The sequence below is a fragment of the Novosphingobium pokkalii genome (assembly GCF_014652855.1).
Taxonomy (GTDB): Bacteria; Pseudomonadota; Alphaproteobacteria; order Sphingomonadales; family Sphingomonadaceae; genus Novosphingobium; species Novosphingobium pokkalii.
The window spans coordinates 68,326-95,069 of sequence record NZ_BMZP01000019.1 but is presented as its reverse complement, the minus strand read 5'-3'; the positions used below and the strand labels follow the sequence as shown (position 1 = coordinate 95,069).

Genomic DNA, 26,744 nt, shown 5'->3' with positions numbered 1-26,744 from the left:
AAGCGCCAGGATCTGCTGCGCGCGGCTGCTTTCCGAAGCGCTCATCGCCAGGTCCTGCGGCAGGCCCTGCAACAACGCCGCCGGGCGCGCCAGATGCCCGGCGTCATGCAGCCGGAACGCCAGCCACTTCGCCCGCCACGGTTGCGGGTCCAGTGCATGGGCTTCTTGCGCCGCCGCTGCCGCCGCCACCGGATCGGCCGGCCACAGCGCGCGGGCGCGGGCGGCATGGGCATCGGCCTGGGCCACGCGGGCGCGGCGCCGCTGCTGTTGCGCCTTGCTGGCGGCCTTTGCTTCGGCGCGGCGCAATGCTGCGGGAGACAGCGTGGGCAGCGCCGGCAGCGCCACCGCCGATCCTCCGCCCGGCGCCGTTGCATCAGCGGTTGCCGTCACGTCGGCGCCCGATCTGGTCGTGCTACTACCAGCCGGCGCCAGCGGAGTTTCTGCTTTGTCAGAGATCGCTTGCCCGACACCCCCGCGCGGCGATGCAGGACGGCGCAGCGCGAGCAAGGCGCTTGGCAGGCCCAGCCAGCGATTGGGCTTGCGCCAGCCCTGGATCAGCGTTTCGCCCAGGCGATAGGCCGGCGAATCCTCCAAGGCAGCCACGCGCATTTCATAGGCGGCCAGCGTCCGCTCGTGCCGCTGCGCCTGTTGTGTTGCGGCCAACCGCGCATGCTCGGCTTCTGCGCGCCAGGCGATGGCTTCGGCTGCGCGGGCGGCCAGTTCGGCGCTTTGCAGCATGGCATCGCCAGTCTGCCCTTGGTTTGTCTGCCCTTGGTGTGCCTGCTCTTGGTGTGGTTGGTGCGACGGATCATCGCGCTTCACGCGCGCAGCCCGCCCTGCGCAAAGCGTCGCTGCCTCGCCCGGTGCAGGTGCAAAAGCGGCGCCATCCCCGGCTTCGGTCGGCAAAGAGGCGGTAGAAGTGCGCGTGTCGGTCATCGGCTCCCCATGGTGCCCCGGCTGGCGGGACGAAATCCTTGGTGGCGAGAGCCCGATCCGAAACGCGGTGGCGGCCTTGTGAAATGGCCGGCCATGGTGGCCAGGGCCACCGCCACTTGCTTCTCCGCCGTGCCGGCCGGCCGCTCTGGCTGCCGGCGTCCCGTCCCCGCTTTGCCGACGCTTGCCGCGTCAGCCGTGCGGGCACGGGGTCAGGCGGATCGGGCGCTCAATCCGTCCAGATCCCGCGTGCATCGACGATCTCCACCCCGTCGCGCCGCTTGGGCGAAACGGTCTTGAACGGGCGGTGATCGACCAGCAGGGTCCAGACATCGGCCTGATCGAGAGCGGCAAAGCCATCGATCAGTTCAACGCCGCATTCCGCCAAGGCTGGCGGGACAACGGCGATATTCGGTTCCACGACCAGCAGGGGCCGGGCGAAATGCGCGGACAGTTCCTTCACGATATCCACCGCCGGGCTCTCGCGCAGGTCGTCGATATCGGGCTTGAAGGCCAGGCCGAAGGCGGCCACGCGCACGTCCTGCGGGGCGCAACCCTTGCGTGCGGCCACGGCGCGGGCGGCGGCCAGCACCTTGTCCACCACCCAGTGCGGCTTGCTGTCGTTCACCTGCCGCGCGGCATGGATCAGGCGGGCCTCGTCAGGATTGCGGTTGACGATGAACCACGGGTCCACGGCAATGCAATGCCCGCCCACGCCAGGGCCGGGCTGGAGGATATTGACGCGCGGATGGCGGTTGGCCAGCCGGATCAGCTCCCACACGCTGATGCCCAGCTTGTCGCAGATGATCGACAGTTCATTGGCAAAGGCGATGTTCACGTCGCGAAAGGCGTTTTCGGTCAGCTTGCACATTTCGGCGGTGCGCGCGGTGGTGACCACGCATTCGCCTTTCACGAACGTGCTGTAGAGCGCCACCGCCTCGGCCGAGCAGCGCGGGGTGAGGCCCCCGATCACGCGGTCGTTCTCCACCAGTTCGCGCAGCACATGGCCGGGCAGCACCCGCTCCGGGCAATAGGCCACCGCCACGTCGGCCGCTTCGCCCGCCTCTTGCGGAAAGCTCAGGTCCGGGCGTTCTTCCGCCAGCCAGGCCGCGATCTGTTCCGTCGTGCCCACCGGAGAGGTGGATTCCAGCACCACCAGGTTGCCTTTGGCCAGCACCGGGGCAATCGCCCGGGCCGCAGCTTCGATATAGGACAGATCCGGTTCGTGCCCGTCGCGGAACGGCGTGGGCACGGCGATCAGGAACGCATCGGCCGCTTCCGGCTTCAACGTGGCGCGCAGCCGGCCTTCGCGGGCGGCGGCGTGGACCACCATGTCCAGGTCCGGCTCCACGATGTGGATGCGGCCCTTGTTGATCGTCTGGACGGCAATTTCGTTCACGTCCACGCCGATCACCTCGATCCCGCGTGAGGCGAAGACGGCGGCGGTGGGCAGCCCGATATAGCCAAGGCCGATCACGGAAACCCGCTTGAAGCGGTGGGCTGGGGTCATCATCTCTTCGGTTTCATCCCTCAAAGGCGCCGCAGTGGCCATGGCGCATGCCCCCTTTCCTACGTGATATCCCGTGGCAAAAGCCTTAATATCGGCAGAGATTGCCTATGCCTTTGTGCTCCAGCAGCGCCCTTGGCGGGCGGTGGTTCGGCCAGTGGATGGCAGACCGGAGCCACCGCCGCGCGGGCGACCTGTGGTGCGATTGTTCGGCGGCGTCTTGCTGCCGGTGAAAGGATCATTCCCCACTTCCGCCCTGCTCGCGAGCCAAGAAACCTCCGGAAGCAATGAATCGCGCCCGCGCAAAAAGCGCCATCCGCACAAATACTGAGTATTTCTGTTCGTTTTGGACCATGTGCCCGGATCGGGCCCCGTTTCTGGCACCAAAACGCCGACGGCGCCCCCGGCTGCAAGAGCCGGAGGCGCCGCCCGTCACGCCGCTGGCGCGCGGCGAGATTCGCAATTTCACAGGCGGAAGTTGGCCGCCAGCGAAATGGTCCGCCCGTTGATCGAGCGCGCCCGCACGATGCCATTCGCCGGGATCGCGGCATCTTCGGCCTCGGTCAGGCCGATCGTGTTGAACAGGTTGTTGGCATTGAGCGTCAGGGTCAGGCGCTCGATCGGCCGCACTTGGGCAAAGGCATTGACGCTGGTATAGGCCGGCAGCTTCAACTGGTTGCTGTCCTGGGTATAGCTGGCCGCAGTGCCATAGAAGCTGCCGCCCAGGGTAAACCGCCCGGCATCATAGCGGGCCTGGCCCTGATAGGTGAACGGTGCCTGGCGGCGCGGGGTATGGCCCACGTTGGCTGGCGTGATCGAATCCGAGACGATGCGCGAATGGGTCCAAGTGCCGCCACCGTTCAGCGCCAGCCGGCCAACCCGGTATTCGCCTTCCAGTTCGATGCCATAGGCGCGATAGCGGCGGTTGAGATAGGTGTTGGTCGTCGCTTCATAGTTCTGCTCCTGCGTGCTGGCCCAGAAGCCGGTGGCATAGAGCGCGGCATGGCGGGCACTGATCTTCACCCCGGTTTCCGCTTGGCGCACCTTGTCCACGGCGGCCGAAGCATTGACCAGCCGGCCATTGACCGCGCTCACCGCCGATCCGAACAGCAGCCGGTCGGCATTGGCCCGCCCGCCCAGGCTGTAACGGGCAAAGGCGGAGGCATGCTGGTCCAGGCGATAGTTGAGGCCGAACGAATAGGACAGATAATGGGCGGAATAGTCCACCGGCGCCGGGCTGTTGAGCGGGATCACCGCCACGCGGGTTTCCGCGTCGCTGATCGTGCCATCGCGGTTGATGTCATAGCTGGTCGTGCCCACGCGCCCGCCGCCGAGGTCCGCTCCGGCGATCGATCCCTGCGCGCGCACCGTGTCATAGCGCAGCGAGGCGCCCAGGCTGGCCGCACCCAGCTTGAGATTGGCCGAGGCATAGGGTGCCTTGGTGGTGTAGGTCACGTTGTAGCTGCGCCGGCAGCAGCCGAAGTAGCTGGCGCCATAGCCATAGACCCCGCCCTGCGTCACGGCGGTGCCATCGCTGCGAAACACGTTGACCAGCGCGGCATTGCCCCCGCCGACCACATCGGTGACGAGCGAGGTCCACAGCCAGTCGGTGTCGATGGTCTGGCGCGAGTAATAGAGGCCGCCGGTCAGGCGCAGCGGCTTGCCCGCCACGTCCACCCCGCCCGAAACGCGCAAGTCATTGGTGGTGTTGGCCAGGCTGTTGAGCTTGGTATCGAACACCACCACTTGCGCCAGCAGGCCATTGCCGTTGAGCGCGCCGGGATTGGCGATGGCCTGCCCGGCGCGCGGCCCGGTGGCATAGGCCAGCGTGGCATCGGCGCCGCCCAGCGCCGTGGCGATGCTGGCCGCGCTGTCCACGTTCGAGGGAAAATTGCTGATGAAGCGGCCGGAAATGCCCGAGGTGCGGAAGCGCTCGGTCAATTGCCAGCCGCCACCCAGCGAGACCTGGCTTTCCAGCCCGATCGACTTGACCACGCCATGCATGCCATCGCGCAGATCGTCGGTCACCGGGTTGTTGTTGCCATCCAGCGTCACGTTGCGGGTGATATAGCGGGAATGCAGCGTATCCTGGTTGATCGAGAAATTGGCGATGTTGGCATAGCTGGGATCGCCATCGCTGCCGCTCACGCGGACGGGATTGGGCAGATAGGCAATCGCCCGGTCATCCAGGTACTTGCCGATGATGCGGATATAGCCGCCGGTGAATTCGCGGGTGACATTGGCCTTGATCTGCCCGCCCCGGTTGCCGTCATAGCCGGCCGCCCGCGGCCCGGTGCCGGCGCGATAGAAGCCGCCGAAATGATAGCGAGTCTGCTCCCCGGCATGCCCGCCATACGAAACGTCCACGCGGTTCTCGCCGTAATCCAGCCCGGTCTGCACCTGGATTTGGCCGCCTTCCACTTCGCCGGTCTGCGAGATCATGTTGATCACCCCGCCCGGCGAATTGGATGCAAAGGTGGAGGCCGAGCCGCCGCGCAGCGCTTCCACCCGTTCCAGGTTGAGATCGGCACGCACGAACATGTCCACCGTGCCGAACGTGATGTCGCCATATTCCAGCACGGGAAGCCCGTCTTCCTGGATTTGCAGGAACTTGGACCCGCCCGATGCCACCGGCAGGCCGCGTACCGCGATATTGGCATTGCCTTCGCCGCCCGAACTTTCCGAGCGGAGACCAGGGATGTTGCGGAAGATTTCCGCCACGGAGCGCGGCGCGGCCTGCTGGATCTGCGTTCCGTTCAGCGCACTGATCGAGATCGCGGCATCCAGGCGGCTTTGGCCCCTTGCCACGGCGGTAACGATGATCTGCTCGTGCTCGGGCTCGGTCCCGGCGTTGGTCGTGGCCGGCTCCGCGGCGCGCACCCCGGTGCTTGCGCCCAGGGCGAGAACGCTACCCAGCATCACCCGGGTACCTGTCTTGCGAAATTGGCTCGCCATGCTTTCCCTCCATGCAAAGTCCACCGGCGCGCGGCGGAATGGCTGGGAAAGTGACTAGGCAGGCGTGGTTAATTCGGGCGCGCGGTGACATCCGGCATCGTGCGCAGTATTGCCCACAGGGAAGTCAGCAGGAAACAGGGCAGCGGCGAATGGAAAAGAGCACACAGGGCAAGCCGGAACAGGCGCGGGCCAGGTCGCGGCGCAGGGCCCCGTCAGCGCTGCTGGCCCTTGCTCTCGCCGGCGCGCTGACCGGCGCACTGGCCGGCTGCGCCACGGTGTCCGACAGCGGCACCAACGACACGGTGGTCAATCCCTATGCCACGCTGGATCAGCTTTCCGGCAACCAGACCTTCCAGAGCGCCGACGTGAAGGTAACGCGCGACGCCACCGGCGCGCAGACCGCCGCCGCGCAGAACGGCTTTGGCGGCGGCATCACGCTGTCCTACGATGCCGGCGCAGACAGCTACACGGTGTCCAGCGCGGGCACCACGCTGAACGCCTTTGCCCCCGGCGATCTCCAGGCGGCCACTTCCACCAGCACCAAGCGCGTTTACCAAAAGACGGCGGGCACCGGCACGGCCACGCTGGCCGTCACGCGCGGCACGGTCGGCGGCGTGGCGCTCAGCTATACCCAGTTCACCAGCTATTCGGTGGCCGACAGCACCGGCACGCGGCAATGGCTGGCCGTCGGCGGCCAGCCCACGCTGGGGCCAGACATGCCGACGTCTGGCACCGGCACTTACACCACCTCGGCCAGCGGCACGGTGCTGCGCGCCGGGCAGACCTATACGGCGTCTGCCTCGTCCTCCACCGCCACGTTCACTGCCGATTTCGCCGCGCGGACCGTCACCACTTCGGTCCATCTGATCGGCAGCCTGGCCGCCACGCCCGATACCACGGTCGATTTCGGCACGGTGACCGGCAATGGCACGATCGTGCGCAACGGATCGGGGTTTTCCGGCACGTTCACCAACACCACCGGCGCCGGATTCTCCGGCGCTTTCACCGGCTCGGCCGCCCAGGAAATGGGCTATGTCTTTGCCTATGTGAAAGGCACCGACCAGGTCTCGGGCACGGTCGCCGGCAAGAAGAACTGAACCTGCGCCGCGATCACGCCAGCCGGCGGCAATGGTCGAGATAGCCGGCTTCGTGCCGCGCGGCGAGGTCCACCACGCTGCGCCATAGCCAGGTGGGCGCCTGCGCGTCGGCCTGCGTCGGCACCAGCCTGCGCCGCCATTCCTCGCGCGTTTCGTCATCCATCTGCCGGGCATGGGCCATGCCGACGATGTAGGCGAGATAGGATGCGGCGGCCACGGCCTGGCGGCGCGAGAACTGCTCCACCTCGATCTTCAGGTCCTGCGGCGCCAGTTCGCGCAGCACCACCGGCTTGCCCAGCACCTGCGCCGGGATCATCCGCTCGCCCAGGTTGGGCGCGAGCGCGCAGGCGCCGGCCACCACGCGCTCGGCCGGGTCGGCCGGCATGGCCACGCCCGCCGCTGCCGGCGCGACCGAGGGCACGGCTTCCTTGATGTCGACCAGCGCGAGATATTCAGGGCCATCCGCTTCGCCGCGCACGCCCAGCACTACGGCATAGCGCAGCTTGCCAAGCGAACTGCACCCCTTGCGCCAATAGGCGGCATCGAGCACCCGCACCGTGCCTTCGCCGGCATGCCCGGCCAGCGCCAGCGCCCGGCGCTTCACCTGCCCATCGCCAAACAGCGCGGCCAGCGCTTCGCGCTCCGCGTCGGCCAGCGGCCAGAAACGCTTGCCCAGCGGCAGGGTGGGGGCCGGCCCGTCGATCCGCTCGTTGGCCAGGTTTCGCCACTTGCGCCCGGCCGCCCGGCGCCGCACCGCGCGCACCACTTTGGGCTCGGCCGGATCATCGTCAGTCTGCACCGACAGCGCGCGGCCATAGCCATCGATCATGGCAGCGAGCATATGCGCGGTGACCACGCCGGGCAGGTCCGAACTGCGCGCAGCGGTCTCCAGCGACAGCCCCAGCCGGATCAGGTCGAGCGCCGGATTGCCGATCACCGTCTGGTCCAGATCGCGGATCTGGATGGCGAAATCATGATGCCGGTCGGCCAGCGGTCCCAGGTTGCCCAGATGGCAATCGCCACAGATCCACACCTCTGGCCCCACCGGCACATCGGCCAGCACCGGCGATTGCCCCAGCCAGTCATAGAACTGCGCCGTGTTGCCCCGCACATAGGCATGCACCGACCGCGCCATCTTCAACCCGCGCCGCGCCTCAAGCGCAGCGGCGCGGCGATCCGGCGTGATTTTCAACCCCGATGCCCCGCCCGTGCCTTCTTGGCATAGTGGTGATGCACCGCCACACATCCCAGCGCCGCCCCGGCCAGGGCATGGCCCTTGCCGACATAATGCCCGGCCACACCGCCGGCAATCGCGCCACGCACGCAACCCTTGGCCATGACCGGCTGCACCGAAACCGTCGCCGCAGCCGCTGCCATGGCCGCCACCAAAATTACACCCTTGCGCATCACACCATCTCCTTCCCCGCCACAAAGCGCGGAAGGGCAGAGGCGTTCCATGACAATTTGGTCATTGGATGGATTGGGGATGGTCCGGAGCGGCGGAGAACATGACCGGACCTGTGGATGGCCATCGCCAATTGGAATCCGCTAGACTGGACGCGGAATGCCTGGCCGCTGGAACCTCAGGATTTCACGAGGACAAGTGCCCGGAATCGCAAAACACCCCCGTCGCCCCGGGCTTGACCCGGGGCCCCGCTCCATCGTGGCGTCTTGCACAGAGGCGAAACGGCGGGCTGGTTGCCAGATGTGTTCGGTACAAAGCCACCACGTCATTGGCAAAGCAACGCATGACCGTTGGCGTGGTTACCTATCAGCTTGGAGGCCGCGTACGATCAGTGTATTCGTTGTCCAAGAAAATTGTTTGGTAGGCCGATTTTTATGCATAGGCTGAAGCTGTGATACGGAAAAAAGTAGCGAATTGGCTGGGGCTTCCTGGCTTGGCGCTAATGGCTATGCTAGTTTTTGGGATTGGAGGCTTGCTTGGAACGATTTTGACATCTTCCATTGCGGCAATACCAATTGTTGGTATGCTCGCATTGCTGTTCGAACCATTTCCAACTGTCGTTCTGTATAGCGCCGCAGCATTGCTCGCGTATGTGTGGGTCAGGACCATTCTTGCGTTTTTGCCCATTGGGCAGAGACTTTTGCAGTGGCTCGCTGCGATTTCAGCCGTGGTACTGATTACTGCGCTCGGATATTTTTTGCCAGAATCATGGAATGCATCCGCTGGGCTGGTTCCTCCTGTTCCTCAGTCGCAACCACAAGCAGTGGACATCCCAAACGGGGGAGCCATCGCTTTCATTGACCACGGCGAAGCGAAATATGTCCGCTGCGACGCCATTTGTCTTTCCCTGCTCATGCAAGGGCGAGTGAAGTTTGTTGAGGTCGCAGCAACTCTTCGCCAGCCATTGCTGTTCGAAGCCCTACCGGGCAAGCGTTTCATGATCAACGCAAAGACCCGTGATTGTCTAAAGGGCAAGCGCGACTATGCCTTTACGGAAAATGAGCTCCACCGCCATAAAGAATTCCTAGGCGTCCTACCAATAGAGTACGATACATGCCTCGATAGCGAGCATGTCATGGTCAGGCCTGAACTTCAAACGACAATTGTTGAATGGATCGAGGTGGGTAACGGAGAGGATGAACCGAAGCCGGGTTTCTCGGGCGCTGTGAGCATTATCCGCACAATCATACCTCAGCGGGGGCGCAAGCCACAAGTTCATGAAGCGCGATACCGAGCAGGCTACCGCTATATTAGGCCGCTATATATCAGTTCATACGCTGGAAACGCTGCTTCCGGCTCATATTTCTCACCAGCGGTCGCGATCTCGTATTTCACGGAGCCAGGTTTTCCAGACACGCTAGAACCTCGCTTCTGGAGGCTTCTGAAAGGAAGTGACGAAGTGGGTGCAAAGACTGCATCTTGGCTTGATGGCGTGGTTGAGCGCCATTCGCCGGATCGACAGTAAAAAATCTTCCGATTGGCCAGAATTCCGGGGGCAGGAATCATGGCGGCGGTATGCTCGATTGCACGGTTTGTCATGTCGCCTCCGCGTAAAGCTCCAAGCGGGAGCGCCCCCCGGGGCGAGCTCGGGGTGATGGGGAAATCGGTGTAGTTCCATTAGTTTAGCCCACCGGAAACTCGACCCCGCCAACTCAGCTCCCATCACCCCAGCGTCTTGACCAGCTTCACCTGCACTTGCGGCCGGCGCTGGCGCCAGGATTGTTGTTGCACCAGTGGGGCGAGGAGGTCCTGGCGGGTGCGGCCGGCGGCGAGGAGGGTGGTGGAGAGGGACAGGGTCCGGGCAAAGCTGTGGGTCCAGGCGAGGCTCGCTTCGGCCCAGGGCGCGCTGCGCAACTGGTATTGGCGGTCCGGGCCGTTGTACGACCATTGCAGTTGCACCACGTCACCCGGCACCGGCCCGGTGGAGGAAGGGCGGGTCTGGCCGGTCCATTCCAGCGTGCCATTGGTCGTGGCGCGCAGGCTGTGGCTGATCGGCGCGCTGTCGAGCGGCATGCCATCCAGCGTTTCCACGGGGTTGCGCTGGTCGAACAGGTTGGCGCTCAGCGTCATTTTCACCCGGCGCAGCAGGGGCGCGCTCAGGTCGAACTGGGCGCCGGCGGTGCGGCGGCGCCCGGCGTTGGCATAGCCATAGAGGCTCAACCCCCCAGCCGTCACTGCATAAGTCCTGGTCCACACGTCGCTGGTCGTGCGCCAATAGGCGGTCAGGTTGGTCTCGATCTTGCCGCGCCGGTATTGCGCGCTGGCTTCGTAGGCTTGCGTGGTCTGGTCGCGCAGCGCGGGGTTGCCCTGGAACACGGTCAGCGCGTCTTCCACCACGGCATAGGGCAGCAGGTAATCGAGCGGCGCCCGCTCGATCCGCTGGCTATAGCTGGCCGCCAGCGTCCAGCGTTTGCTGGCCAGGACTTGCAGATGCAGCGAGGGGAACAACGCGGTCCGCGCCAGGCGGGCGGCGGTCGGTACCTCGCCCGCGCTGGCGCCGGCCACGTGCCGCACGTTGCGCTCGGCGCGCAGCCCCGGCTCCAGCGTCACCGCACCCAGCGTCTGTTGGAACGTGGCATAGGCAGCCCAGGTCTGGCTGCTGCCATCGAAATGGTCGGCTGCCCTGGCGCCGGGCGTGCCGTCGGTGTTGTTGATCGCCAGACTATAGTCCTGCCTGGTCGAATCGCGGTGCCAACTCGTGCCCAGCGCCAGCAATTGCCCGCGCGCCAGCGGGTGCTTCCAGTCTGCCTGGGTATCGATCGTGGTGCCGGGATGGCGCTGGCGCGTGATGAAGCCGCCACCGGTGCTATAGCGCGCCTGCGTCACGTCATCGAGTGCGGGGTTGGTATAGATTTGCGCCGAGGCAGTGAGCGCCTCTCCCTCCCGCGCGCCGCGATGATCGAGATCGAGTTCGCCGGTCAGGAAACCGCCCCGGCTGTCGAGCCGGCGCTCTTCCGCAAACGCGACGAAATCCGGCGTCACGGCGCGGTAATCGGTGTGCGCGGCATTGATGTCATGCCCGCCGCCACCGCCCAGCCCCAGTGTCACGCTGGTCCTGGCATCGGCGGCATAAGTCACTTTGCCGCTCAGCCGCCCGTCGGTGCCGCGATAGGCGGAGCGGCCCTCCTGCCGGTTGATCGTGGCCGCTGCGCCGGTCTCCGCCTCGGTCTGGCGCAGGGCGGAATTGCGCCATCGCCCCATCGTGCCGACGTTGCCGCCCGCCTTCAGTTCATAGGACCAGGCCCCGCGCTTGTAATGCAGCGTGGTCTCGATCTGGGCATAGCCATAAGTCGAGCTTTCCAGGCTGGCGTTGCCAGACCAGCCCGCCTGCCGCGTCTTGCGCAGCACCAGGTTGATCACCCCGCCGGTGCCTTCGGCCGAAAACTGCGCAGACGGGTTGGTCATCACTTCGATGCGCGCGATGTCGCTGCCGTGCAGGGTGCGCAAGTATTGCCGCGCATCGCCCGCATAGGGATGCCCGTCGACATAGAGCGTGGCCTGGCCCGAGCCGAGCAGCAGCACATCGTCTTCGGGCGTGACTGTCACTGCCGGCACGCCGCGCAGCAGTTGTGCCGCGCTTTTCTGCTCCGCCTGCGGGGTTTGCTGCACCTGGTAGCTGCGCCGATCGATCGCCTGCGTGCCGGCGGATCGGGCGGCCGTCACTTCGATCACGCCCGCGTCGTTGGCCGTATCGGCTTGCACCGTCGGCGGCATGTCGGTGGCGATCATGGCGTCTCCGGCGGCTCCACCTTTGCGTCATAAGGCGAAACCACCGGCAAAGCCCAGCATTAAAGTCTTGGCAATCAAAGCCCCAGTACCACTTTGGCGCTCACCGCGATCTGGTAGAGAATCTGCGTCATGTCCTTCAGGATCTGCCGCGATTTGGTGTCTATGCGCGGCAGCACCAGCAGGTCGTCGCCGCTGCGCACGGCGTGGCTCTGCGCCGACACTTCCTCGAAACTGCCATCCGCATGAGCCACCACGATGCGCCGCGCCGCGCTTTTCTGGGTAAACCCGCCGGCGCGCGCCACATAGCCATCGGCGGCCAGCCCGGCTTGCCAGGCCACGGCATTGGGGAACAGCACTTCGCCGCTCACCAGCACGAGCCCGTCGCGCGTCGGCACGTGCAGTTGGTCGCCGTTTTCCAGCAGCAGGTCGTCGCGCGCCGGGCCTTGGCCGATCACCACCTGGCCCAGCGGTTCCACCTTTCGCGCGCGGTCGATCCATTGCAGGATCAGGTCCGCCTCGTTGCGGCGCAACTGGCTTTCGTCGCTGGTGCCCGATCGCGCGGTCAGCGCGGCCTGCTCCAGGCTGTGCAGGCTGGCCTCGAGCATGGTCTTCTGCCGGTCTTTCACGCTCTGCCGGAACAACTGGATGCTGCCCGCGTCCGATCGCTGCGAAAAGCGGATCTGGCGCAACAGGTCACCCAGGTGCGCGCCATAGGGCAGCACGTATTCCTGCGGGCTTTCATGCTCGCCATCGATCCGCACGGTGATCGTCCCGGCCTTCTGGTCCGACGTGAACGCGATGGCGTCGCCATTGCCCACCGGCAGGCTGCCGGCTTCGGCCAGGGGGCGGTAATCCACATTCTTCACCGGCCCGTTGGCGCGGGTGATCCGCATGTGCGTGGCCGTGGGCAGCGGCCCGGCCAGCAGCATCACATCGGCCGTGGTCGGATGGGCATTGCGCGGAAATTCAAACACGTTGGCATTGTTGGCCAGGCCAGTGACGGTCACCGTCTGCTGCCTTGGCCCCACGAAGATCACGTCGCCATCGCCCAGCGGCACCGGCGGCATCACTCCGCGAAACAGGAACTGATAGAGGTTCACGTGCGCGCGCACCTGCTCGCCGCGCTTCACTTCCACATCGATGAAGGTGCCGCGATCGGGGTCGATGCCGCCGGCCGCGTCCAGATAGTGCAACAGGCCATCCATGCTGGTGCCGTCATAAAGCCCCGGCCGCCGCACGAAACCGCCCACGAACACCCGCACCGGCTGCGCTTCGGCCAGCGAGGCATAGACATAGACATTGCTGCGAAACGTGCCCGCCGCCGCCCCGGTGATCACGCGCTGCAAATCCTGGTTGCGCACCCCGGCCAGGTGGATCGGCCCGATATTGGGCAGGAACACGTTGCCCTGCGGGTCCACCGTCTGCACTTGCGCATACTGGAACGCGCCCCACAGGCGCAGCACCACCTGGTCGCCCGGCGTGATCACGTAATCCGGGTTGAAATGCGCCGCCCCCGCGCGGGCAAAGGCGCCAGTAAACAGTTGCGCACCAAACACCGGGCTGGCGGCGTTGGCCGTGTAGGAGGCCGATGGCGCGCCATTGCCCGGCGCCACGGCAGGCGCGGCGCCATCCACTGGCGGTGGCGCGGCAGGATTGGGGCTGGCGGTGGGCACGGCGAGCGGCACGCTGGGCAGGGCGGTTCCACCGAATGTGCCGCCAAAGCCGCCATTGCCCATGGCATTGGCGATGGTGGCCAGCGTGGTGGGGTCGGCATTCTGCAAGACCTGGCTGACCAGGCCCGGCGGCAGGCCCTGCGCCATCGCCGGCACCGGCGTCGCCGCCAGCAGCAGCGCGGCAGGCGCCAGCAGGAGCGGCAGAGGGGCGAGCGAAAGAGGCTGCACCAGCCGGTGAAGGCCGGGCATCGGGCGGCGGATGCGGCGCATGGGTAAGCGCTCCTGTTGGCGTTGATGCTGGGTGACGTTGGCCGTCAATCGATGTGGTCGCGCACCACCGACACCAGCAGCAGCGCAACGGCAGCGGCGGCAAAGGCGGCAAGCGTGAACACGAGGGAATTGTAGAGGCGGCGCGGGCGCGCGGGATATTCGGGCAGAGTCGGCGCCTGCACCACGGAAACCTGCTTCATCGCCTGCATCGCCGTGATCCGCCCCTTTTCCAGCGCGGCCAGCGTGGTCTGGTACAGCGACTGGCTGAACTGCGCCTCCTGCTGCAACTGGCGAAAGGCATCGGCGCGGCGGTTGAGCGCATGCGGATCGGGCGAGGCGGCCCGCGCCCGCTCGCGCGCCATTTCCGCGTCGATCGCGCCGATCTGCTGGCGCACGGCCACCACGTCAGGATGGCTGGGCACGAGGTAGGCCTCCAGCGTGCCAAGCTGGGTCTGCAAGGCGCTCTTGCGCGATTCCAGTTGGGTGATCGTGCCGGCCACCGCCTCCAGCGTGCCATCGGGTGACACCATGCCTTCCTTGCTCTGGAAATCGAGCACGGCCTGGCGCGCCTGCTCGTTGCGCTTGCCCATCTGCGCCGCTTCGCTGGCCAGGAAATCCACCTGGGTCTGCGCCAGGCGATGATCGTTGGCGTTGAGGAAAGCGGCCCCTTCGCGCAGCATCGCGGCGACGATCGCCTGGGCGACGCGCGGGTCATAGGCGCTGGCCTCCACATGCAGGACGCCGGCGTTGTCGTCATAGTCCACTTTCAGCCGCGCTTTCATATAGTCCTGAAAGCGGGCGAGCGGCGCATCGGCGGCATAGAGCCGCGAGAGGCGGTCGCGCCGGGGATCGGCATAGTGCGCGCGCAAATGCAGGCTGCCGTCGAGCCGGGCGAGCATGTCCTGCGACAGCAGGTGGTTGCGCAGCAGCATCTGGTCGGTGCGGTTGCCCCCGCCGGCCCCGGCCAGGCCCGAGAGCAAACCGCCCAACCCGCCCGGATCGATCGCCCCCATGTCCGCGCGCTGCACCACCACGTCGGTTTCGGAAACATAGAGGTCCGAGGCGATCAGGCACCAATAGGCCGTGGCGGCCAGGCTTGCCGCGCCGGCCAGCCCGAGCACGAGATGGCGCACCCGCGCCGCACGCCAGCGTGGCCGCTGCGCCACAGGCACCAGCGGAGCCTCGCCCGGCCGGCGTGGCCCTGCCAGCGGCGTGGCCGCCTCGTCGTCCAGCGCGGGGGCGACGTTTTCGTCACCGGGCGTATCGTCCGGCCGCTCGGCCGGCATGCGGCGCTTGCGGGCGACCGGTTCATGGCGCGCGGGCGGCGGCGGAAAGGCAAGATCGGTGCTCATGCGGGCAGGCTTTCCTTGTAGGCCACGATGGCATCGCCCAGCCGGTCGAACCAGGTCAGCTTGCCCTGGTGCAAGACCATGCCGGCGGTGCAGAACCGCTTGAGCGTGCCCGGATCGTGGCTGACCATGATCACGCTGGCCTGGTGGGCGCGGCGGCGGAATTCCTCGGCGGCGCGGGCGCGAAAGCTGGCGTCGCCGGCCGAGGTCGCTTCATCGGAAATGTAGACGTCGAAATCGAAGGCCAGCGAAATGGCAAAGCGCAGGCGCGCGGCCATGCCGGTGGAATAGGTGCGGATCGGCTGGTCGAACTTGTCACCCAGCGCGGCGAACGCGGCGATGCGGTCCAGCCGCTCGGGAATGTCGTCCTCATGGCCATGGATGCGGCAGACGAAACGCGCGTTCTGCCGCCCGGTCATCGAGCCTTGCAGCCCGCCGCCAAAGCCCAGCGGCCAGGATACCCGGCAATGCCGCTCCACCGCCCCGCGCGTCGGCTTGTCCACCCCGGCCAGGATGCGCAGCAAGGTGGACTTGCCCGCGCCATTGGCACCAAGGATGCCCACGCTCACCCGCGGCGGTATGACGAAGCTGACATCGTCGAGCACCCACGGCCCGGCGCCATGCGCGGTCATGTAGCGCTTGGACAGGCCACGCCCGACGATCATCGCGCGTGCCCCCTCATCGTGCGCCGACCTTGTGGCTCAGCCGCAGTTGCAGCGCCAGGCCGAGCAGCAGCAGGCCCAGCACCCAGGCAAACAGATAGCCGGCATCGGTTTCCGGCACGGCCTGGTAATTGTCTGACAGCCCCATGCGCACCAGTTCCACGCCATGGGCCAGCGGGTTGAGCATCAGCACCCCACGCCAGTCGGCCGGCAGCGAGCCGAGCGGAAACATCACCCCGGAAATCATGTAGAGCGGGCGCAGCACGATGCTCAGCAACTGGCGGGTTTCGCGCATCAGCGTGGTGCAGGCCGAAACCACCATGCCGAACGCCACGCCCAGCAGCCACATCGCCGCGCAGGCGCCCATCATCGCCAGCGGAAACTGCGGTACAAACGGATGCCCCCACAGCGCCAGGAAGGCGATCAGCAGCAGCGTGATGACCAGCCAGCTTGCCCCTTCCAGCAGGCCGCGCGCCACCAGCGTGTCCACCGGCTTGACCTGGCGATAGGCGAAAAGAGCGGAATTGTCCGCCGGGGCGCCGGCCACGTGGTCGGCCGTCTTGCGGAACAGGAAGAAGGTCTGGATGCCGACCATGATCCACACCGGCGTGTCGAGATTGCCCACGCTGCGCACCCGCACCGCCGAATAGAGCACCAGCAGATAGGCCACGTGGAACACCGGCTCGAACAGCACCCAGGCCCAGGATATGCGCGTGGCAAACAGCCGGGTCAGCGCCTCGCGCAGCATCAGTGCGCGCCATACCGACCAGGTGACCGCCAGGGAGGATCGAGGAGGCGGTGCAGGGGTAGGGTGGCACAGCGGCCGGTCCATCAGTTCAGCCCCAGCCGGCCCAGATCGTGCAGGTGCAGCACCCCGATCGGCAGGTCTGATTGCCCCCCTTCCACCACGAACAGGGCAGACACCTTTTCTTGCGACATGATCGCCAGCGCTTCCCCCGCGCGAGCGTCGGCGCGCACAGTGCGCGGGGTGCGGGTCATCACATCCTCGGCGCAGGCGGTGAGTAGGCCATGGACGTGGCGGCGCAGGTCGCCATCGGAAATCGCGCCCACCAGGTGCCCGGCGCGATCGACCACGCCGGCAATGCCCAGGCTCTTCTCGGTCATTTCCAGCAACACTTCGCGCATCGGCATGGCCAGCGGCACCAGCGGCATGGCATCGCCGTGGTGCATGATGTCGGCCACTGTCACCAGGCTCAGCCCGATCGAGCCGCCGGGATGAAGCTGGCGCAGATGGGCGTTGCTCACCCCGCGCGCGGCCATCGTGGCGATGGCCAGGGCATCGCCCAGCGCCAGCATCAGGGTGGACGAGGTCGTCGGCGCGATATTGGCCGGGCAGGCCTCCTGCGCAGGGGGCAGGATCAGACCTACCGTGGCCGCGCGCATCATGATCGAATCCGCCTGCGCGCCCACGCCGATCACCGGGCAGCCCAGCTCCGCCGCATGCGCCAGCATCGGGCGCAGATCGGGCGTGTTGCCCGATTTGGACAGCACCAGCAGCAGGTCTTCGCGCGTCAGCATGCCCAGATCGCCATGCGCGGCTTCGGACGGGTGGACGAAGAATGCCGGGGTGCCGGTGGCGGCCAGCGTCGCCGCCAGCTTGCGCCCGACATGGCCGGATTTGCCCATGCCGGTCACCACCACGCGCGATCGCGTGGTCAGGATCAGGTTCACGGCATCGGCAAAGCGGCTGTCGAGCGACACGGCCAGGCGGTCCAGGGCGTCGGCCTCCGCCTGGATCACCCGGCGTCCGCGCGCGAGCAGTTCCATCGCGGGCATCATGCCCGGCGCGGGTTGTGCAACGATCTGGCCCACTGGCTTCATGGAAATTCCTTGCCCCTTTGCGCATGCCCCAAATCCCCGGCGCCACGCGATCCGTGCAGTCGCCCATCGGGATGGCCCTTAGTAGTCGCATCAGGGGCGCTCCCGGGTGCCCCGTTCCCACGGAAATGAAGCGATAGACGCCGTCGCGGCCGGTCATGTCCTGCGTTTCCGCGCTGGATCGTGCGGGCTGGCGTGATAGAAACGATCTCTCAATTCTCGACGGAGTTTGCCCGGCCGATGCAACTGCGCCATTTGCGCTATTTCGTGGCGCTGGCCCATCACCGCCACTTTGCGCGCGCGGCGGCGGAATGCGGCGTGTCGCAGCCGACGCTGTCGGCCGGGCTCGCCGCGCTGGAGCAGGATCTGGGCAAGCGGCTGGTCGAGCGCGACCGGCGCTTCATCGGCCTGACACCACAGGGCCAGGCGATGCTGCCCTGGGCGCAGCAGATCCTGGGCGCGATGGGCAGCATGGCGCAAGCCGTGGCGGCCATCGCCGCGCCGCTCGCCGGGCCGTTCCGCCTTGCCGCGATTCCCGCTGCGCTGCCGCTGGTAGGCCGTTTCGGCGATGCCTTGCTGCACCGCCATCCCGGCCTGCACCTGATGGTGCACCAGGCCACCAGCCGCGCGATCGAGCAGGATCTCCAGGCGCTGTCGTGCGATGCCGGGCTGACCTATCTCGATCACGAGCCGCCCGCGCATGTCGTTGCCGTGCCTTTGGCGCAGGAACGCTATCTGTTCGTCACCCGGCGCGATGGGGGCGATTGCGGCGCGGCGATGGATTGGGCGCAGGCAGCGGCCATGCCGTTGTGCCTGCTCCACGAAGGCATGCAGTATCGCCGGATTCTCGATGCCCAGTTTGCCGCGCGCGGTCTGGCGGTGACGCCCCGCGCCGTGGCAGACAGCTATGTCGCGCTGCTGTCGATGGTGCAGGCCGGCCGCTTTGCCACGATCATTCCCGATGGCTATGCCGCGCTGCTCACCGGGCTGGACTGGGCCGCGATCCGGCCGATGGCCGGCGTGGAAACCGCGCGGCGACTGGGGCTGGTGGTGCTCGATCGCCAGCCGATCGGGCCGCTGGCCCTGGCCGCGCTGGACGTGGCAAGGGGGCTGGCCGCGTGATAGAAAAGCTCTATCGAACTTTGCGCAATTCGATTTGACCTCGCGGCGTTCCGGCGCGACATTTCCGGCCATGACCGACCCTGCCGAACTGGACCGGATCCTTGCCGCGCATGCCACGCGCGAAGGATCGCTGCTGCCGATCCTGCACGATGTGCAGGCTGCCTTTGGCCATGTGAGCGAAGCGGCCGAGCGGGCGATCGCCCAGGCGCTCAATCTCAGCCGCGCCGAAGTCCATGGCGTGGTCAGCTTCTACCACGATTTCCGCGTGGCGCCCGAGCCGCGCCCGGTGGTCAAGCTGTGCCGCGCCGAAAGCTGCCAGGCGCGCGGGGTGGAGGCGCTGGCCGCCCGCCTGCCCGCCGATGGCCCGGTGAAAGTGGAAACGGTCTATTGCCTCGGGCTATGCAGCGTCGGCCCCAACGCCATGGTCGGCGATACGCTCCACGCCCGGCTCACCCCCGAAAAGCTCGGCGCTCTGGTCGGAGGCCTGGCATGACGAATGGGGGCATGAACAAGACCGTGCGCATTTCCGATGACGCGCTGGCGCTGGCTTGTGGCGCCGATGCCGTGGCTGCCGCGTTCGAGGCGGCCGGCTGCACGGTGGAGCGCGTTTCGAGCTGGGGCATGCACTGGCTCGAGCCCCTGGCCGAGATCGACGGGCAGGGCTTTGGCCCGCTGGAACCGCAAGACGTGGCCGCCGTGCTCGCCGGCACCAGCGACAAGGGCATCGGCCCGATTGCCGAACACCCGTTCATTGCCAGCCAGCAGCGCTTCACCTTTGCCCGCGCCGGCAAGACCCGCCCGTTGAGCCTGGACGACTACGCCGCGCATGGCGGCTGGGCCGGTCTCGCCCGCGCGCGCGAACTCGGCCCCGAAGGCACCATTGCCCAAGTGATGGAATCGGGCCTGCGCGGGCGTGGCGGCGCGGGCTTCCCCGCCGCGATCAAGTGGACCACCGTGGCCAAGGCACCGGCCACGCCCAAATACATCGTCTGCAACGCCGACGAAGGCGACAGCGGCACTTTTGCCGATCGCATGGTGATGGAAGGCGATCCCTTCATGCTGATCGAAGGCATGGCGATTGCCGCCCATGCCGTCGGCGCGGCCAAGGGCTATGTCTATATCCGCAGCGAATATCCCCACGCCATTGCCAAGATGCAGGCCGCCGCCCTGGCCGCGCGGCCCCACATCGCCCCGTTCGAGGTGGAAGTGCGCGTGGGCGCGGGCGCCTATGTCTGTGGCGAGGAAACCTCCCTGCTCAACAGCCTGGAAGGCAAGCGCGGCGAAGTGCGCGCCAAGCCGCCGCTGCCCGCGCTCGAAGGGCTGTTCGGCAAGCCCACCGTGGTCAACAACGTGCTCACACTCGCTGCCGTGCCATGGATCCTGGCCCATGGCGGCGCGGCCTATGCCGATGTCGGCTTTGGCCGGTCCAAGGGCACGATGCCGATCCAGATCGCCGGCAACGTCAAATACGGCGGTCTCTATGAAATCGGCTTCGGCATCACGCTGGGCGAACTGGTCGAGGTGGTTGGCGGCGGCACCGCCAGCGGCCGCCCGGTGCGCGCGGTGCAGGTCGGCGGTCCGCTTGGCGCCTATCACCCGCCGGCCGATTTCCACCTGCCGTTCGATTACGAAAGCTTTGCTGCGGCCGATGGCCTGATCGGCCACGCCGGGCTGACGGTTTTCGACGATAGCGTGGACATGAGCGCGCAGGCCCGCTTTGCCATGCAGTTCTGCGCTGCCGAATCCTGCGGCAAGTGCACCCCCTGCCGCCTCGGCTCCACGCGCGGGGTGGAAGTGCTGGACCGCATCCGCGCCCGCTCTGGCCGCGCCGCCGATGCGGTGGAAGCGCTGCCGCAGATCCACAACGCCCGCAAGGCCGCGCGCACGCTGGACGACGAGATCGCCCTGCTCGAAGACTTGTGCGAAACGATGAAGTTCGGTTCGCTCTGCGCGCTCGGCGGCTTCACGCCCTATCCCGTGCTCTCGGCCCTGCGCCATTTCCCCGAGGATTTCGGCGCCACCACGCCAGCAACCGAGGCGGCGGAATGACCCCGTCTCGTCCGTTCGCCCTGAGCCTGTCGAAGGGCGTTGGCGTGACGCTCGCGGGCCAGCGGGCTTCGACAAGCTCAGCCCGAACGGAATGCAAGAATTCGCAAACCCCATCCCCGTTCGCCCTGAGCTTGTCGAAGGGCGCTGAGCCTGGCGCCAGGGTGCGCCCGTGATCTTGGGCGCCGTCCTTGCCGGTGGCCAGTCCACCCGTTTCGGTAGTGACAAGGCTCTGGCCGAACTCGCCGGGCAAACCCTCTTGTCCCGCGCGGTGCAAACGCTGGCGCGCCAGTGCGAGGCCGTGGTCGTGGTCGGCCGCAACGATGCCGCCGTGCCGTGCCTGCCCGACCGGCCGCGTGCCGGCATGGGGCCGCTGGGCGGGATAGCCGCCGCGCTGCATCATGCCGCCGGGCACGGGTTCGATGCCGTGCTCACCACCGCGGTGGACAGCTTCGGCTTCGATGCCGATCTCGTGGCGCAACTGTCCCCCGCGCCGGCCTTTTGCCAAAACCAGCCGGTGATCGGCCTTTGGCCTGCCAGCGCGGCCGCCGTGGCCGATGCCCTGCTTGGCGGCACGGGCAAGCATTCGTTGCGGGCCTTTGTTGCCGCCACGGGCGCGCGACCGGTTGCGCTCAGCCGCATTCCCCACAATATCAACACCCCGGCGGACCTTGCCGCCGCGCAGGAGCAAGCCCATGGGCTATGAACGCCAGGCCGATTTCGGCACGCCCGAAGTCCGCAGCGATACGCAGGTCACCCTGGAAATCGATGGCCGCGCCGTCACCGTGCCCGCCGGCACCACCGTGATGCGCGCCGCGGCTGTTGCGGGCGGATCGATCCCCAAGCTCTGCGCCACCGACAATCTCAAGCAGTTCGGCTCATGCCGCCTGTGCCTGGTGGAAATCGACGGGATGCGCGGCACCCCGGCCTCGTGCACCACGCCGGTCACCGAGGGCATGAAAGTCCACACCCAGACCGAAAAGCTCGCCAGGCTGCGGCGCGGGGTGATGGAACTCTACATTTCCGATCACCCGCTCGACTGCCTCACGTGCAGCGCCAACAACGATTGCGAGCTTCAGGACCAGGCCGCCGCTGTTGGCCTGCGCGATGTGCGCTATGGCTATGAAGGCGCCCATCACCTCGCCGCGCCGACCGACGCCAGCAATCCCTATTTCGATTTCGACGCGACCAAGTGCATCGTCTGTTCGCGCTGCGTGCGCGCCTGCGACGAAGTGCAGGGCACCTTGGCACTGACGGTGGAAGGGCGCGGCTTCGGCTCGCAGATTTCCGCCGGCGTGAAGAGCGACGATTTCCTTTCGTCGGAATGCGTCTCGTGCGGCGCCTGTGTCCAGGCCTGCCCCACTTCGGCGCTGATGGAAAAGGCAGTCACCGAAATCGGCAAGCCTGAACGCGCGGTGGTCACCACCTGCGCCTATTGCGGGGTGGGCTGCACGTTCCGCGCGGAAATGCGCGGGGAGCAACTGGTTCGCATGGTGCCGTGGAAGGATGGCAAGGCCAATCGCGGCCATTCCTGCGTCAAGGGCCGCTTCGCCTGGGGCTATGCCCAGCACCAGGATCGCATTCTCAAGCCGATGGTGCGCGAAAGCATCGATCAGCCCTGGCGCGCAGTGAGCTGGGAAGAAGCGCTCGGCTTTGCCGCCAGCCGCTTCAAGGCGATTGCCGCCACCCACGGCAACAATGCGCTGGGCGGCATCGTGTCCAGCCGCTGCACCAACGAGGAAGGCTTCCTCGTGCAGAAGCTGGTCCGCGCCGGGTTCGGCACCAACAACGTCGATACCTGCGCGCGCGTGTGCCATTCGCCCACCGGCTATGGCCTTAAGACCACGTTCGGCACCTCGGCCGGCACGCAGGATTTCGATTCGGTGGAAGAGAGCGACGTGATCCTGGTGATCGGCGCCAATCCCACCGATGGCCATCCGGTGTTCGGCAGCCGCATGAAGAAGCGCCTGCGCCAGGGCGCGAAGTTGATCGTGATCGATCCGCGCCGCACCGATCTGGTGCGCAGCCCGCATGTGGAGGCCGATTACCACCTGCCGCTGCGCCCCGGCACCAACGTGGCGGTACTGTCCGCGCTGGCCCACGTGATCGTCACCGAAGGCCTGGTGAACGAAGCCTTCGTGCGCGAACGCTGCGATTGGGACGAGTTCCAGCACTGGGCCGAATTCGTTTCACAAGAGCGCAACAGCCCCGAATTCCTTGAACCCGTCACCGGCGTTCGCGCCGATCTCGTGCGCGGGGCGGCGCGGCTCTATGCCACGGGCGGCAATGGCGCGATCTATTATGGCTTGGGCGTGACCGAGCACAGCCAGGGTTCGTCCACCGTGATGGCGATTGCCAACCTCGCCATGGCGACCGGCAACATCGGCCGGCGCGGCGTGGGGGTGAACCCCCTGCGCGGGCAGAACAACGTGCAGGGCGCCTGCGACATGGGCAGCTTCCCGCACGAGCTTTCGGGCTATCGCCATGTGTCCGACGCCGCCACCCGCGCGCTGTTCGAGGCGGAATGGGGCGTGAAGATCGATCCCGAACCGGGCCTGCGCATTCCCAACATGCTCGATGCCGCCACCGACGGGCTGTTCAAGGGGCTCTATATCCAGGGCGAAGACATCCTCCAGTCAGACCCGGATACCAAGCATGTCGCGGCGGGCCTGGCGGCGATGGACTGCGTCATCGTGCATGACCTGTTCCTCAACGAAACCGCCAACTATGCCCACGTCTTCCTGCCCGGCTCCTCGTTCCTGGAAAAGGACGGCACCTTTACCAATGCCGAACGCCGCATCCAGCCGGTGCGCAAGGTCATGGAGCCGCTCAATGGCTATCAGGACTGGGAAGTGACCCAGGAACTGGCCCGCGCGCTGGGCCTGGATTGGAATTACACCCACCCCAGCCAGATCATGGACGAGATCGCGCGGCTCACGCCCAGCTTTGCCGGGGTGAACTATGCCCGGCTCGATGCCGAAGGCTCGCTGCAATGGCCGGTGAACGATGCCGCGCCCGATGGCTCGCCGATCATGCATGTCGATGGTTTCGTACGCGGCAAGGGCAAGTTCGTGGTGACCGACTATGTGCCGACCGACGAGCGCACCGGCCCGCGTTTCCCGCTCTTGCTCACCACCGGGCGCATCCTGTCGCAATACAATGTCGGCGCGCAGACCCGGCGCACCGAAAACAGCGTGTGGCATGCCGAAGACCTGCTGGAAATCCACCCCACCGATGCGGAAAATCGCGGGATCAAGAGCGGGGACTGGGTGCGCCTGGCCAGTCGCTCGGGCGAAACCACGCTGCGCGCGACGGTGACCGATCGCGTGGCGCCGGGCGTGGTCTACACCACGTTCCACCACCCCGCGACGCAGGCCAACGTGGTGACCACCGACTATTCCGATTGGGCAACCAACTGCCCGGAATACAAGGTCACCGCGGTGCAGATCACCCCGTCGAACGGGCCGAGCGAATGGCAGGAAGACTATGCCGCGCAGGCCCGCCAAGCCCGCCGCATTGCCGGCAGCGCGATGGAGCCTGCCGAATGAGCGGAAAGACGGAAGCCAAGCTGGTCTATATGGCCAACCAGATCGCGCGGAACCTCAAGTTCGAGCCGCATCCCGCCGCCGCCCTGGCCGATCATCTGCGCGCGTTCTGGACCACGGCGATGCTGCGGCAGCTCTTTGCCCATCTCGCCGTGCATGGCGACGGCGAACTGGACCCGGTGGCGCGCACCGCTCTGGCGGAACTGGCCGCAGGCCATGCCCCCCCGCCGCAGACCCGCGCGACCGATCCGGCGCACCAGGGTGCCGATGCCGGCTGACCTGCCAGCGGGCGCAGTCGCGCACGATTTCGTCGAGCACTTTGCCGATGGCCGCCCGCCTGCGCCGCGTGGCCGCGCCCTGGCGGTCGAAGCGCCGGTGGCGATCGAGATCAATGGCCTGGGCTATGCCGTGATGATGGCCACGCCCACCGATCTGGAAGACTATGCCCTGGGCTTCTGCCTGGCCGAGCAACTGATTGCCGATCCATCTGGCTTCGTCGCTGCCCAAGCGGCGGAAGTGGCGGGCAAGGGCTGGATACTGCGCATCACCCTGGCCACCACCGACGCGGCACCGCTGCTGGAGCGGGCGCGCCTGCGCCTGTCCGAAGGATCGTGCGGGCTGTGCGGGATCGAAAGCCTGGAACAGGTTTTGCGCCCGCTGCCGCCGATCCGCGCTGCCCTGGCGGTGGACGATGCGGCAATCTTTCGGGCCACCGCCGCCCTGGCCGATCACCAGGCACTGGGCCGCGCCACCCGCGCCGCCCATGCCGCTGCGTTCTGCACGGCCGATGGCACGATCGTGGCGCTGCGCGAAGACGTCGGGCGCCACAATGCCTTCGACAAGCTGGTGGGCACCCTGGCGCGGGCCGGGCACGATCCGGCCGGCGGCTTTGTCGTGCTGACGGCGCGGTGCAGCTATGAACTGGTGCAGAAGGCAGTGATTGCCGGGGTTCCGCTGCTGGTCACGGTTTCGGCCGCATCCACCCTGGCGGCGGAACGCGCCAGCGCACACGGCCTGCGGCTGGTCAGCCTGGCCCGCGACGACAGCTTTCTGGAAAACGGAACGATTTAGTTCAATTTGCTCAGTTGAGCGTCGACAGCGCCTCGCGCAGCGCATCGAGGCTGACCGGCTTGGGCAGCATCGGCGCTTCGGGCGCGCCGGCATCGGGATCGAACGAGGCGTGGCCCGAGAGATAGAAGAACGGCGTGCCTTCCTCGCGCAGGCGCAGGGCAACCGGCACAGAAGTGGTGTCGCTGCCCAGCGAGAAATCGAGCAGCGCAGCATCGACCGGGCCTTCGTCCAGCGCGGAAAGCGCCTGGTCCACTGTGGCTACGGCCGTCACTGTATCATGGCCGAGGTCTGCCAGGTTTTCCTCCAGCAGCATTGCGAGCAGGGGCTCGTCCTCGACAACCAGAATTCGCATGAGATCATTCCTTGCGGCGCCTGTCGCAGTCCGGGCACAGAGCCCGGCAGACCACCGACGAGGCAAAACCCTACCGCATATGAGGGAGGCGCGAAACTGCGGATGATACGAAATGCGCGGGTTTGTGGGGGTCCATCCCCTTCGGGCAACGCTTTGGCTGATTTTTTGCCCGGATCGTGCCGCCGGGAACCCGGATCGAAGCCCAGGGATTATGCCAGCGCCATGGCCTCGTCCGCGATTCGCCCCTATTCCATGCGCCGCCCAGGCGATGCCCGCTGGCGCCGCAACCTGGCCGTGTGTGGCGTGGTGGCGTTGCTGCACCTGGGCGTGATCATCGCGCTGGTGCGCGGCTTGGCGGGCGGCATAGCGGCGCTGCCACTGCCCCATTCGGCGCTGGTCCTGCTGAGCGCGCCCGAACCGGCGCCCAGCCACACGGCGTCCGCCCGGCCGACGCCGCCACCACCCGCCAGCCACACGCCGGCCGGTGCAACCGGCGCGATGGGGCGCAAGGCCCGGCCCAAGGCGATCATGGCTCCGCCGCCGCGCATCGTTCTGCCGGCGCTCCAGGCGGCGCCGGTTGCCGGTCCGGGCGAGGCGACCCGGTCTGGTGCCGGAGCGAGCGGAACCGGCAACGGCGGCGGCGTGGCAGGGGACGGCACAGGCAGCGGCGCTGGCGGCAACGGTGCAGGCGCCGGCCCGGCCCAGCGCGTGACCAAGATTGCCGGAGATATCACCGCGACGCGCGATTATCCCGCCGCCGGCCGCGCCGATCGCGCTGGTCGCCAGGTGGTGATCGTGCTGAGGGTGGACACGCAGGGCAGGCCCGTGGGCTGCCGCATCCAGCAGCCCAGCGGCAACGACGAGGCCGACACGATCACTTGCCGCCTGGCCCTGCAGCGCTTCCGCTTCCGCCCTGCGCTCGATGCGCAGGGGCAGCCGGTGGAGGCCGATTATGGCTGGCGGCAGCGCTGGTGGGCACCGGGATCGGCGCCTTAGCGGGCACCAGAGGGCTGATCGCGCGTTCTTGCCAGGTCGCCCCTTGAAACGCCGACGATCGACAACAAAATCTCGGCCGCGCAATCGGATGACGTTGTGGTGCAATGCAACTTTATCCGGTTTGCATCGTTTG

22 protein-coding genes are annotated in these 26,744 nt (G+C 67.1%); 10 read left to right on the top strand and 12 right to left on the bottom strand.

Annotated elements, in window-relative coordinates; genetic code table 11:
• The 3 genes from IE191_RS17215 to IE191_RS17205 all read right to left on the bottom strand — a co-directional run.
• Positions 1 to 738, bottom strand: a 738-nt coding sequence (locus tag IE191_RS17215) for a hypothetical protein (RefSeq protein WP_229815568.1), incomplete at its 3' end; no start/stop codon positions are given.
• 424 nt (positions 739 to 1,162) lie between these two features.
• Positions 1,163 to 2,443, bottom strand: a complete 1,281-nt coding sequence (gene wecC / locus IE191_RS17210) for a UDP-N-acetyl-D-mannosamine dehydrogenase (RefSeq protein ID WP_191325622.1) — start codon at positions 2,441 to 2,443, stop codon at positions 1,163 to 1,165.
• Positions 2,444 to 2,905: 462 nt separating this feature from the next.
• Complete coding sequence (locus tag IE191_RS17205) at positions 2,906 to 5,395, bottom strand: TonB-dependent receptor (protein WP_229815567.1); 2,490 nt, start codon at positions 5,393 to 5,395, stop codon at positions 2,906 to 2,908.
• Positions 5,396 to 5,544: 149 nt separating this feature from the next.
• Here IE191_RS17205 and IE191_RS17200 point away from each other — a divergent pair, with 149 nt between their 5' ends.
• Positions 5,545 to 6,492 (top strand): transferrin-binding protein-like solute binding protein, encoded by a 948-nt coding sequence (locus IE191_RS17200; protein ID WP_191325610.1) that lies wholly within the window; start codon positions 5,545 to 5,547, stop codon positions 6,490 to 6,492.
• Positions 6,493 to 6,505: 13 nt separating this feature from the next.
• Here the strand turns inward: IE191_RS17200 and IE191_RS17195 are convergent, their stop codons facing one another.
• Together IE191_RS17195 and IE191_RS17190 are read right to left on the bottom strand one after the other, a co-directional pair.
• Positions 6,506 to 7,684 carry a DUF2252 family protein gene (locus IE191_RS17195; RefSeq protein ID WP_268249452.1) on the bottom strand — a complete coding sequence of 393 codons (1,179 nt, stop codon included), beginning with the start codon at positions 7,682 to 7,684 and terminating at the stop codon, positions 6,506 to 6,508.
• Positions 7,681 to 7,899 (bottom strand): hypothetical protein, encoded by a 219-nt coding sequence (locus IE191_RS17190; protein WP_229815566.1) that lies wholly within the window; start codon positions 7,897 to 7,899, stop codon positions 7,681 to 7,683. Before IE191_RS17190 ends, IE191_RS17195 begins: the two co-directional genes overlap by 4 nt.
• A 581-nt stretch (positions 7,900 to 8,480) precedes the next feature.
• Here IE191_RS17190 and IE191_RS17185 point away from each other — a divergent pair.
• Positions 8,481 to 9,422, top strand: coding sequence for a hypothetical protein (locus tag IE191_RS17185; protein ID WP_191325608.1), 942 nt, complete (start codon positions 8,481 to 8,483; stop codon positions 9,420 to 9,422).
• 197 nt (positions 9,423 to 9,619) lie between these two features.
• Here IE191_RS17185 and IE191_RS17180 read toward each other — a convergent pair whose 3' ends face one another.
• From IE191_RS17180 to IE191_RS17155, 6 genes are all read right to left on the bottom strand, one after another.
• Positions 9,620 to 11,686, bottom strand: coding sequence for a TonB-dependent receptor (locus tag IE191_RS17180; RefSeq protein WP_191325607.1), 2,067 nt, complete (start codon positions 11,684 to 11,686; stop codon positions 9,620 to 9,622).
• A 74-nt stretch (positions 11,687 to 11,760) separates the two neighbouring features.
• Entirely contained in the window at positions 11,761 to 13,629 is a 1,869-nt protein-coding gene (locus IE191_RS17175) for a polysaccharide biosynthesis/export family protein (RefSeq protein WP_229815565.1), read from the bottom strand.
• A 44-nt stretch (positions 13,630 to 13,673) separates the two neighbouring features.
• Entirely contained in the window at positions 13,674 to 14,981 is a 1,308-nt protein-coding gene (locus tag IE191_RS17170) for a KpsE/RkpR family capsule polysaccharide export protein (RefSeq protein ID WP_191325606.1), read from the bottom strand.
• Positions 14,978 to 15,643, bottom strand: coding sequence for an ABC transporter ATP-binding protein (locus IE191_RS17165; protein ID WP_191325605.1), 666 nt, complete (start codon positions 15,641 to 15,643; stop codon positions 14,978 to 14,980). The genes IE191_RS17170 and IE191_RS17165 overlap by 4 nt, the downstream gene beginning before the upstream one ends.
• A gap of 13 nt (positions 15,644 to 15,656) precedes the next feature.
• Positions 15,657 to 16,388: an ABC transporter permease gene (locus tag IE191_RS17160; RefSeq protein ID WP_229815564.1), complete on the bottom strand. Its 732-nt coding sequence runs from the start codon at positions 16,386 to 16,388 to the stop codon at positions 15,657 to 15,659.
• An 83-nt stretch (positions 16,389 to 16,471) separates the two neighbouring features.
• Positions 16,472 to 17,482 carry a KpsF/GutQ family sugar-phosphate isomerase gene (locus IE191_RS17155; RefSeq protein ID WP_229815562.1) on the bottom strand — a complete coding sequence of 337 codons (1,011 nt, stop codon included), beginning with the start codon at positions 17,480 to 17,482 and terminating at the stop codon, positions 16,472 to 16,474.
• Positions 17,483 to 17,719: 237 nt separating this feature from the next.
• Between IE191_RS17155 and IE191_RS17150 the strand changes: the two genes are divergently transcribed.
• The 7 genes from IE191_RS17150 (at position 17,720) to fdhD (ending at position 25,263) form a co-directional block, all read left to right on the top strand.
• The gene (locus IE191_RS17150) at positions 17,720 to 18,601 is read left to right on the top strand and encodes a LysR family transcriptional regulator (protein ID WP_191325603.1); all 882 of its coding nucleotides are present in this window, start codon (positions 17,720 to 17,722) and stop codon (positions 18,599 to 18,601) included.
• Between the two features lie 70 nt (positions 18,602 to 18,671).
• Complete coding sequence (locus IE191_RS17145) at positions 18,672 to 19,094, top strand: NAD(P)H-dependent oxidoreductase subunit E (protein ID WP_191325602.1); 423 nt, start codon at positions 18,672 to 18,674, stop codon at positions 19,092 to 19,094.
• Complete coding sequence (locus IE191_RS17140) at positions 19,091 to 20,650, top strand: NADH-ubiquinone oxidoreductase-F iron-sulfur binding region domain-containing protein (protein ID WP_229815560.1); 1,560 nt, start codon at positions 19,091 to 19,093, stop codon at positions 20,648 to 20,650. Before IE191_RS17145 ends, IE191_RS17140 begins: the two co-directional genes overlap by 4 nt.
• 169 nt (positions 20,651 to 20,819) lie before the next feature.
• Complete coding sequence (mobA, locus tag IE191_RS17135) at positions 20,820 to 21,353, top strand: molybdenum cofactor guanylyltransferase (RefSeq protein ID WP_191325601.1); 534 nt, start codon at positions 20,820 to 20,822, stop codon at positions 21,351 to 21,353.
• Positions 21,343 to 24,195: a formate dehydrogenase subunit alpha gene (fdhF, locus tag IE191_RS17130; RefSeq protein ID WP_191325600.1), complete on the top strand. Its 2,853-nt coding sequence runs from the start codon at positions 21,343 to 21,345 to the stop codon at positions 24,193 to 24,195. The genes mobA and fdhF overlap by 11 nt, the downstream gene beginning before the upstream one ends.
• Positions 24,192 to 24,470, top strand: a complete 279-nt coding sequence (locus tag IE191_RS17125; protein WP_191325599.1) for a formate dehydrogenase subunit delta — start codon at positions 24,192 to 24,194, stop codon at positions 24,468 to 24,470. Before fdhF ends, IE191_RS17125 begins: the two co-directional genes overlap by 4 nt.
• Positions 24,460 to 25,263, top strand: a complete 804-nt coding sequence (gene fdhD, locus IE191_RS17120; RefSeq protein WP_191325598.1) for a formate dehydrogenase accessory sulfurtransferase FdhD — start codon at positions 24,460 to 24,462, stop codon at positions 25,261 to 25,263. Before IE191_RS17125 ends, fdhD begins: the two co-directional genes overlap by 11 nt.
• A 10-nt stretch (positions 25,264 to 25,273) precedes the next feature.
• On the opposite strand, the gene IE191_RS17115 is transcribed toward fdhD, so the two are convergent.
• The gene (locus tag IE191_RS17115; RefSeq protein WP_191325597.1) at positions 25,274 to 25,615 is read right to left on the bottom strand and encodes a response regulator; all 342 of its coding nucleotides are present in this window, start codon (positions 25,613 to 25,615) and stop codon (positions 25,274 to 25,276) included.
• A 222-nt stretch (positions 25,616 to 25,837) separates the two neighbouring features.
• Here IE191_RS17115 and IE191_RS17110 point away from each other — a divergent pair, with 222 nt between their 5' ends.
• On the top strand, positions 25,838 to 26,611 hold the full coding sequence (locus tag IE191_RS17110; RefSeq protein WP_191325596.1) for a TonB family protein: 774 nt from the start codon (positions 25,838 to 25,840) through the stop codon (positions 26,609 to 26,611).
• Positions 26,612 to 26,744: the final 133 nt, after the last annotated feature.

Bases quoted from the DNA above. Each gene is read 5' to 3' on its own strand.
- wecC (WP_191325622.1), bottom strand. From the start codon at position 2,443: ATGACCCCAGCCCACCGCTTCAAGCGGGTTTCCGTGATCGGCCTTGGC.
- IE191_RS17205 (WP_229815567.1), bottom strand. From the start codon at position 5,395: ATGGCGAGCCAATTTCGCAAGACAGGTACCCGGGTGATGCTGGGTAGC.
- IE191_RS17200 (WP_191325610.1), top strand. From the start codon at position 5,545: ATGGAAAAGAGCACACAGGGCAAGCCGGAACAGGCGCGGGCCAGGTCG.
- IE191_RS17190 (WP_229815566.1), bottom strand. From the start codon at position 7,899: ATGCGCAAGGGTGTAATTTTGGTGGCGGCCATGGCAGCGGCTGCGGCG.
- IE191_RS17185 (WP_191325608.1), top strand. From the start codon at position 8,481: ATGCTCGCATTGCTGTTCGAACCATTTCCAACTGTCGTTCTGTATAGC.
- IE191_RS17180 (WP_191325607.1), bottom strand. From the start codon at position 11,686: ATGATCGCCACCGACATGCCGCCGACGGTGCAAGCCGATACGGCCAAC.
- IE191_RS17175 (WP_229815565.1), bottom strand. From the start codon at position 13,629: ATGCGCCGCATCCGCCGCCCGATGCCCGGCCTTCACCGGCTGGTGCAG.
- IE191_RS17170 (WP_191325606.1), bottom strand. From the start codon at position 14,981: ATGAGCACCGATCTTGCCTTTCCGCCGCCGCCCGCGCGCCATGAACCG.
- IE191_RS17165 (WP_191325605.1), bottom strand. From the start codon at position 15,643: ATGATCGTCGGGCGTGGCCTGTCCAAGCGCTACATGACCGCGCATGGC.
- IE191_RS17160 (WP_229815564.1), bottom strand. From the start codon at position 16,388: ATGCTGCGCGAGGCGCTGACCCGGCTGTTTGCCACGCGCATATCCTGG.
- IE191_RS17155 (WP_229815562.1), bottom strand. From the start codon at position 17,482: ATGAAGCCAGTGGGCCAGATCGTTGCACAACCCGCGCCGGGCATGATG.
- IE191_RS17150 (WP_191325603.1), top strand. From the start codon at position 17,720: ATGCAACTGCGCCATTTGCGCTATTTCGTGGCGCTGGCCCATCACCGC.
- IE191_RS17145 (WP_191325602.1), top strand. From the start codon at position 18,672: ATGACCGACCCTGCCGAACTGGACCGGATCCTTGCCGCGCATGCCACG.
- IE191_RS17140 (WP_229815560.1), top strand. From the start codon at position 19,091: ATGACGAATGGGGGCATGAACAAGACCGTGCGCATTTCCGATGACGCG.
- fdhF (WP_191325600.1), top strand. From the start codon at position 21,343: ATGGGCTATGAACGCCAGGCCGATTTCGGCACGCCCGAAGTCCGCAGC.
- IE191_RS17125 (WP_191325599.1), top strand. From the start codon at position 24,192: ATGAGCGGAAAGACGGAAGCCAAGCTGGTCTATATGGCCAACCAGATC.
- fdhD (WP_191325598.1), top strand. From the start codon at position 24,460: ATGCCGGCTGACCTGCCAGCGGGCGCAGTCGCGCACGATTTCGTCGAG.
- IE191_RS17115 (WP_191325597.1), bottom strand. From the start codon at position 25,615: ATGCGAATTCTGGTTGTCGAGGACGAGCCCCTGCTCGCAATGCTGCTG.
- IE191_RS17110 (WP_191325596.1), top strand. From the start codon at position 25,838: ATGGCCTCGTCCGCGATTCGCCCCTATTCCATGCGCCGCCCAGGCGAT.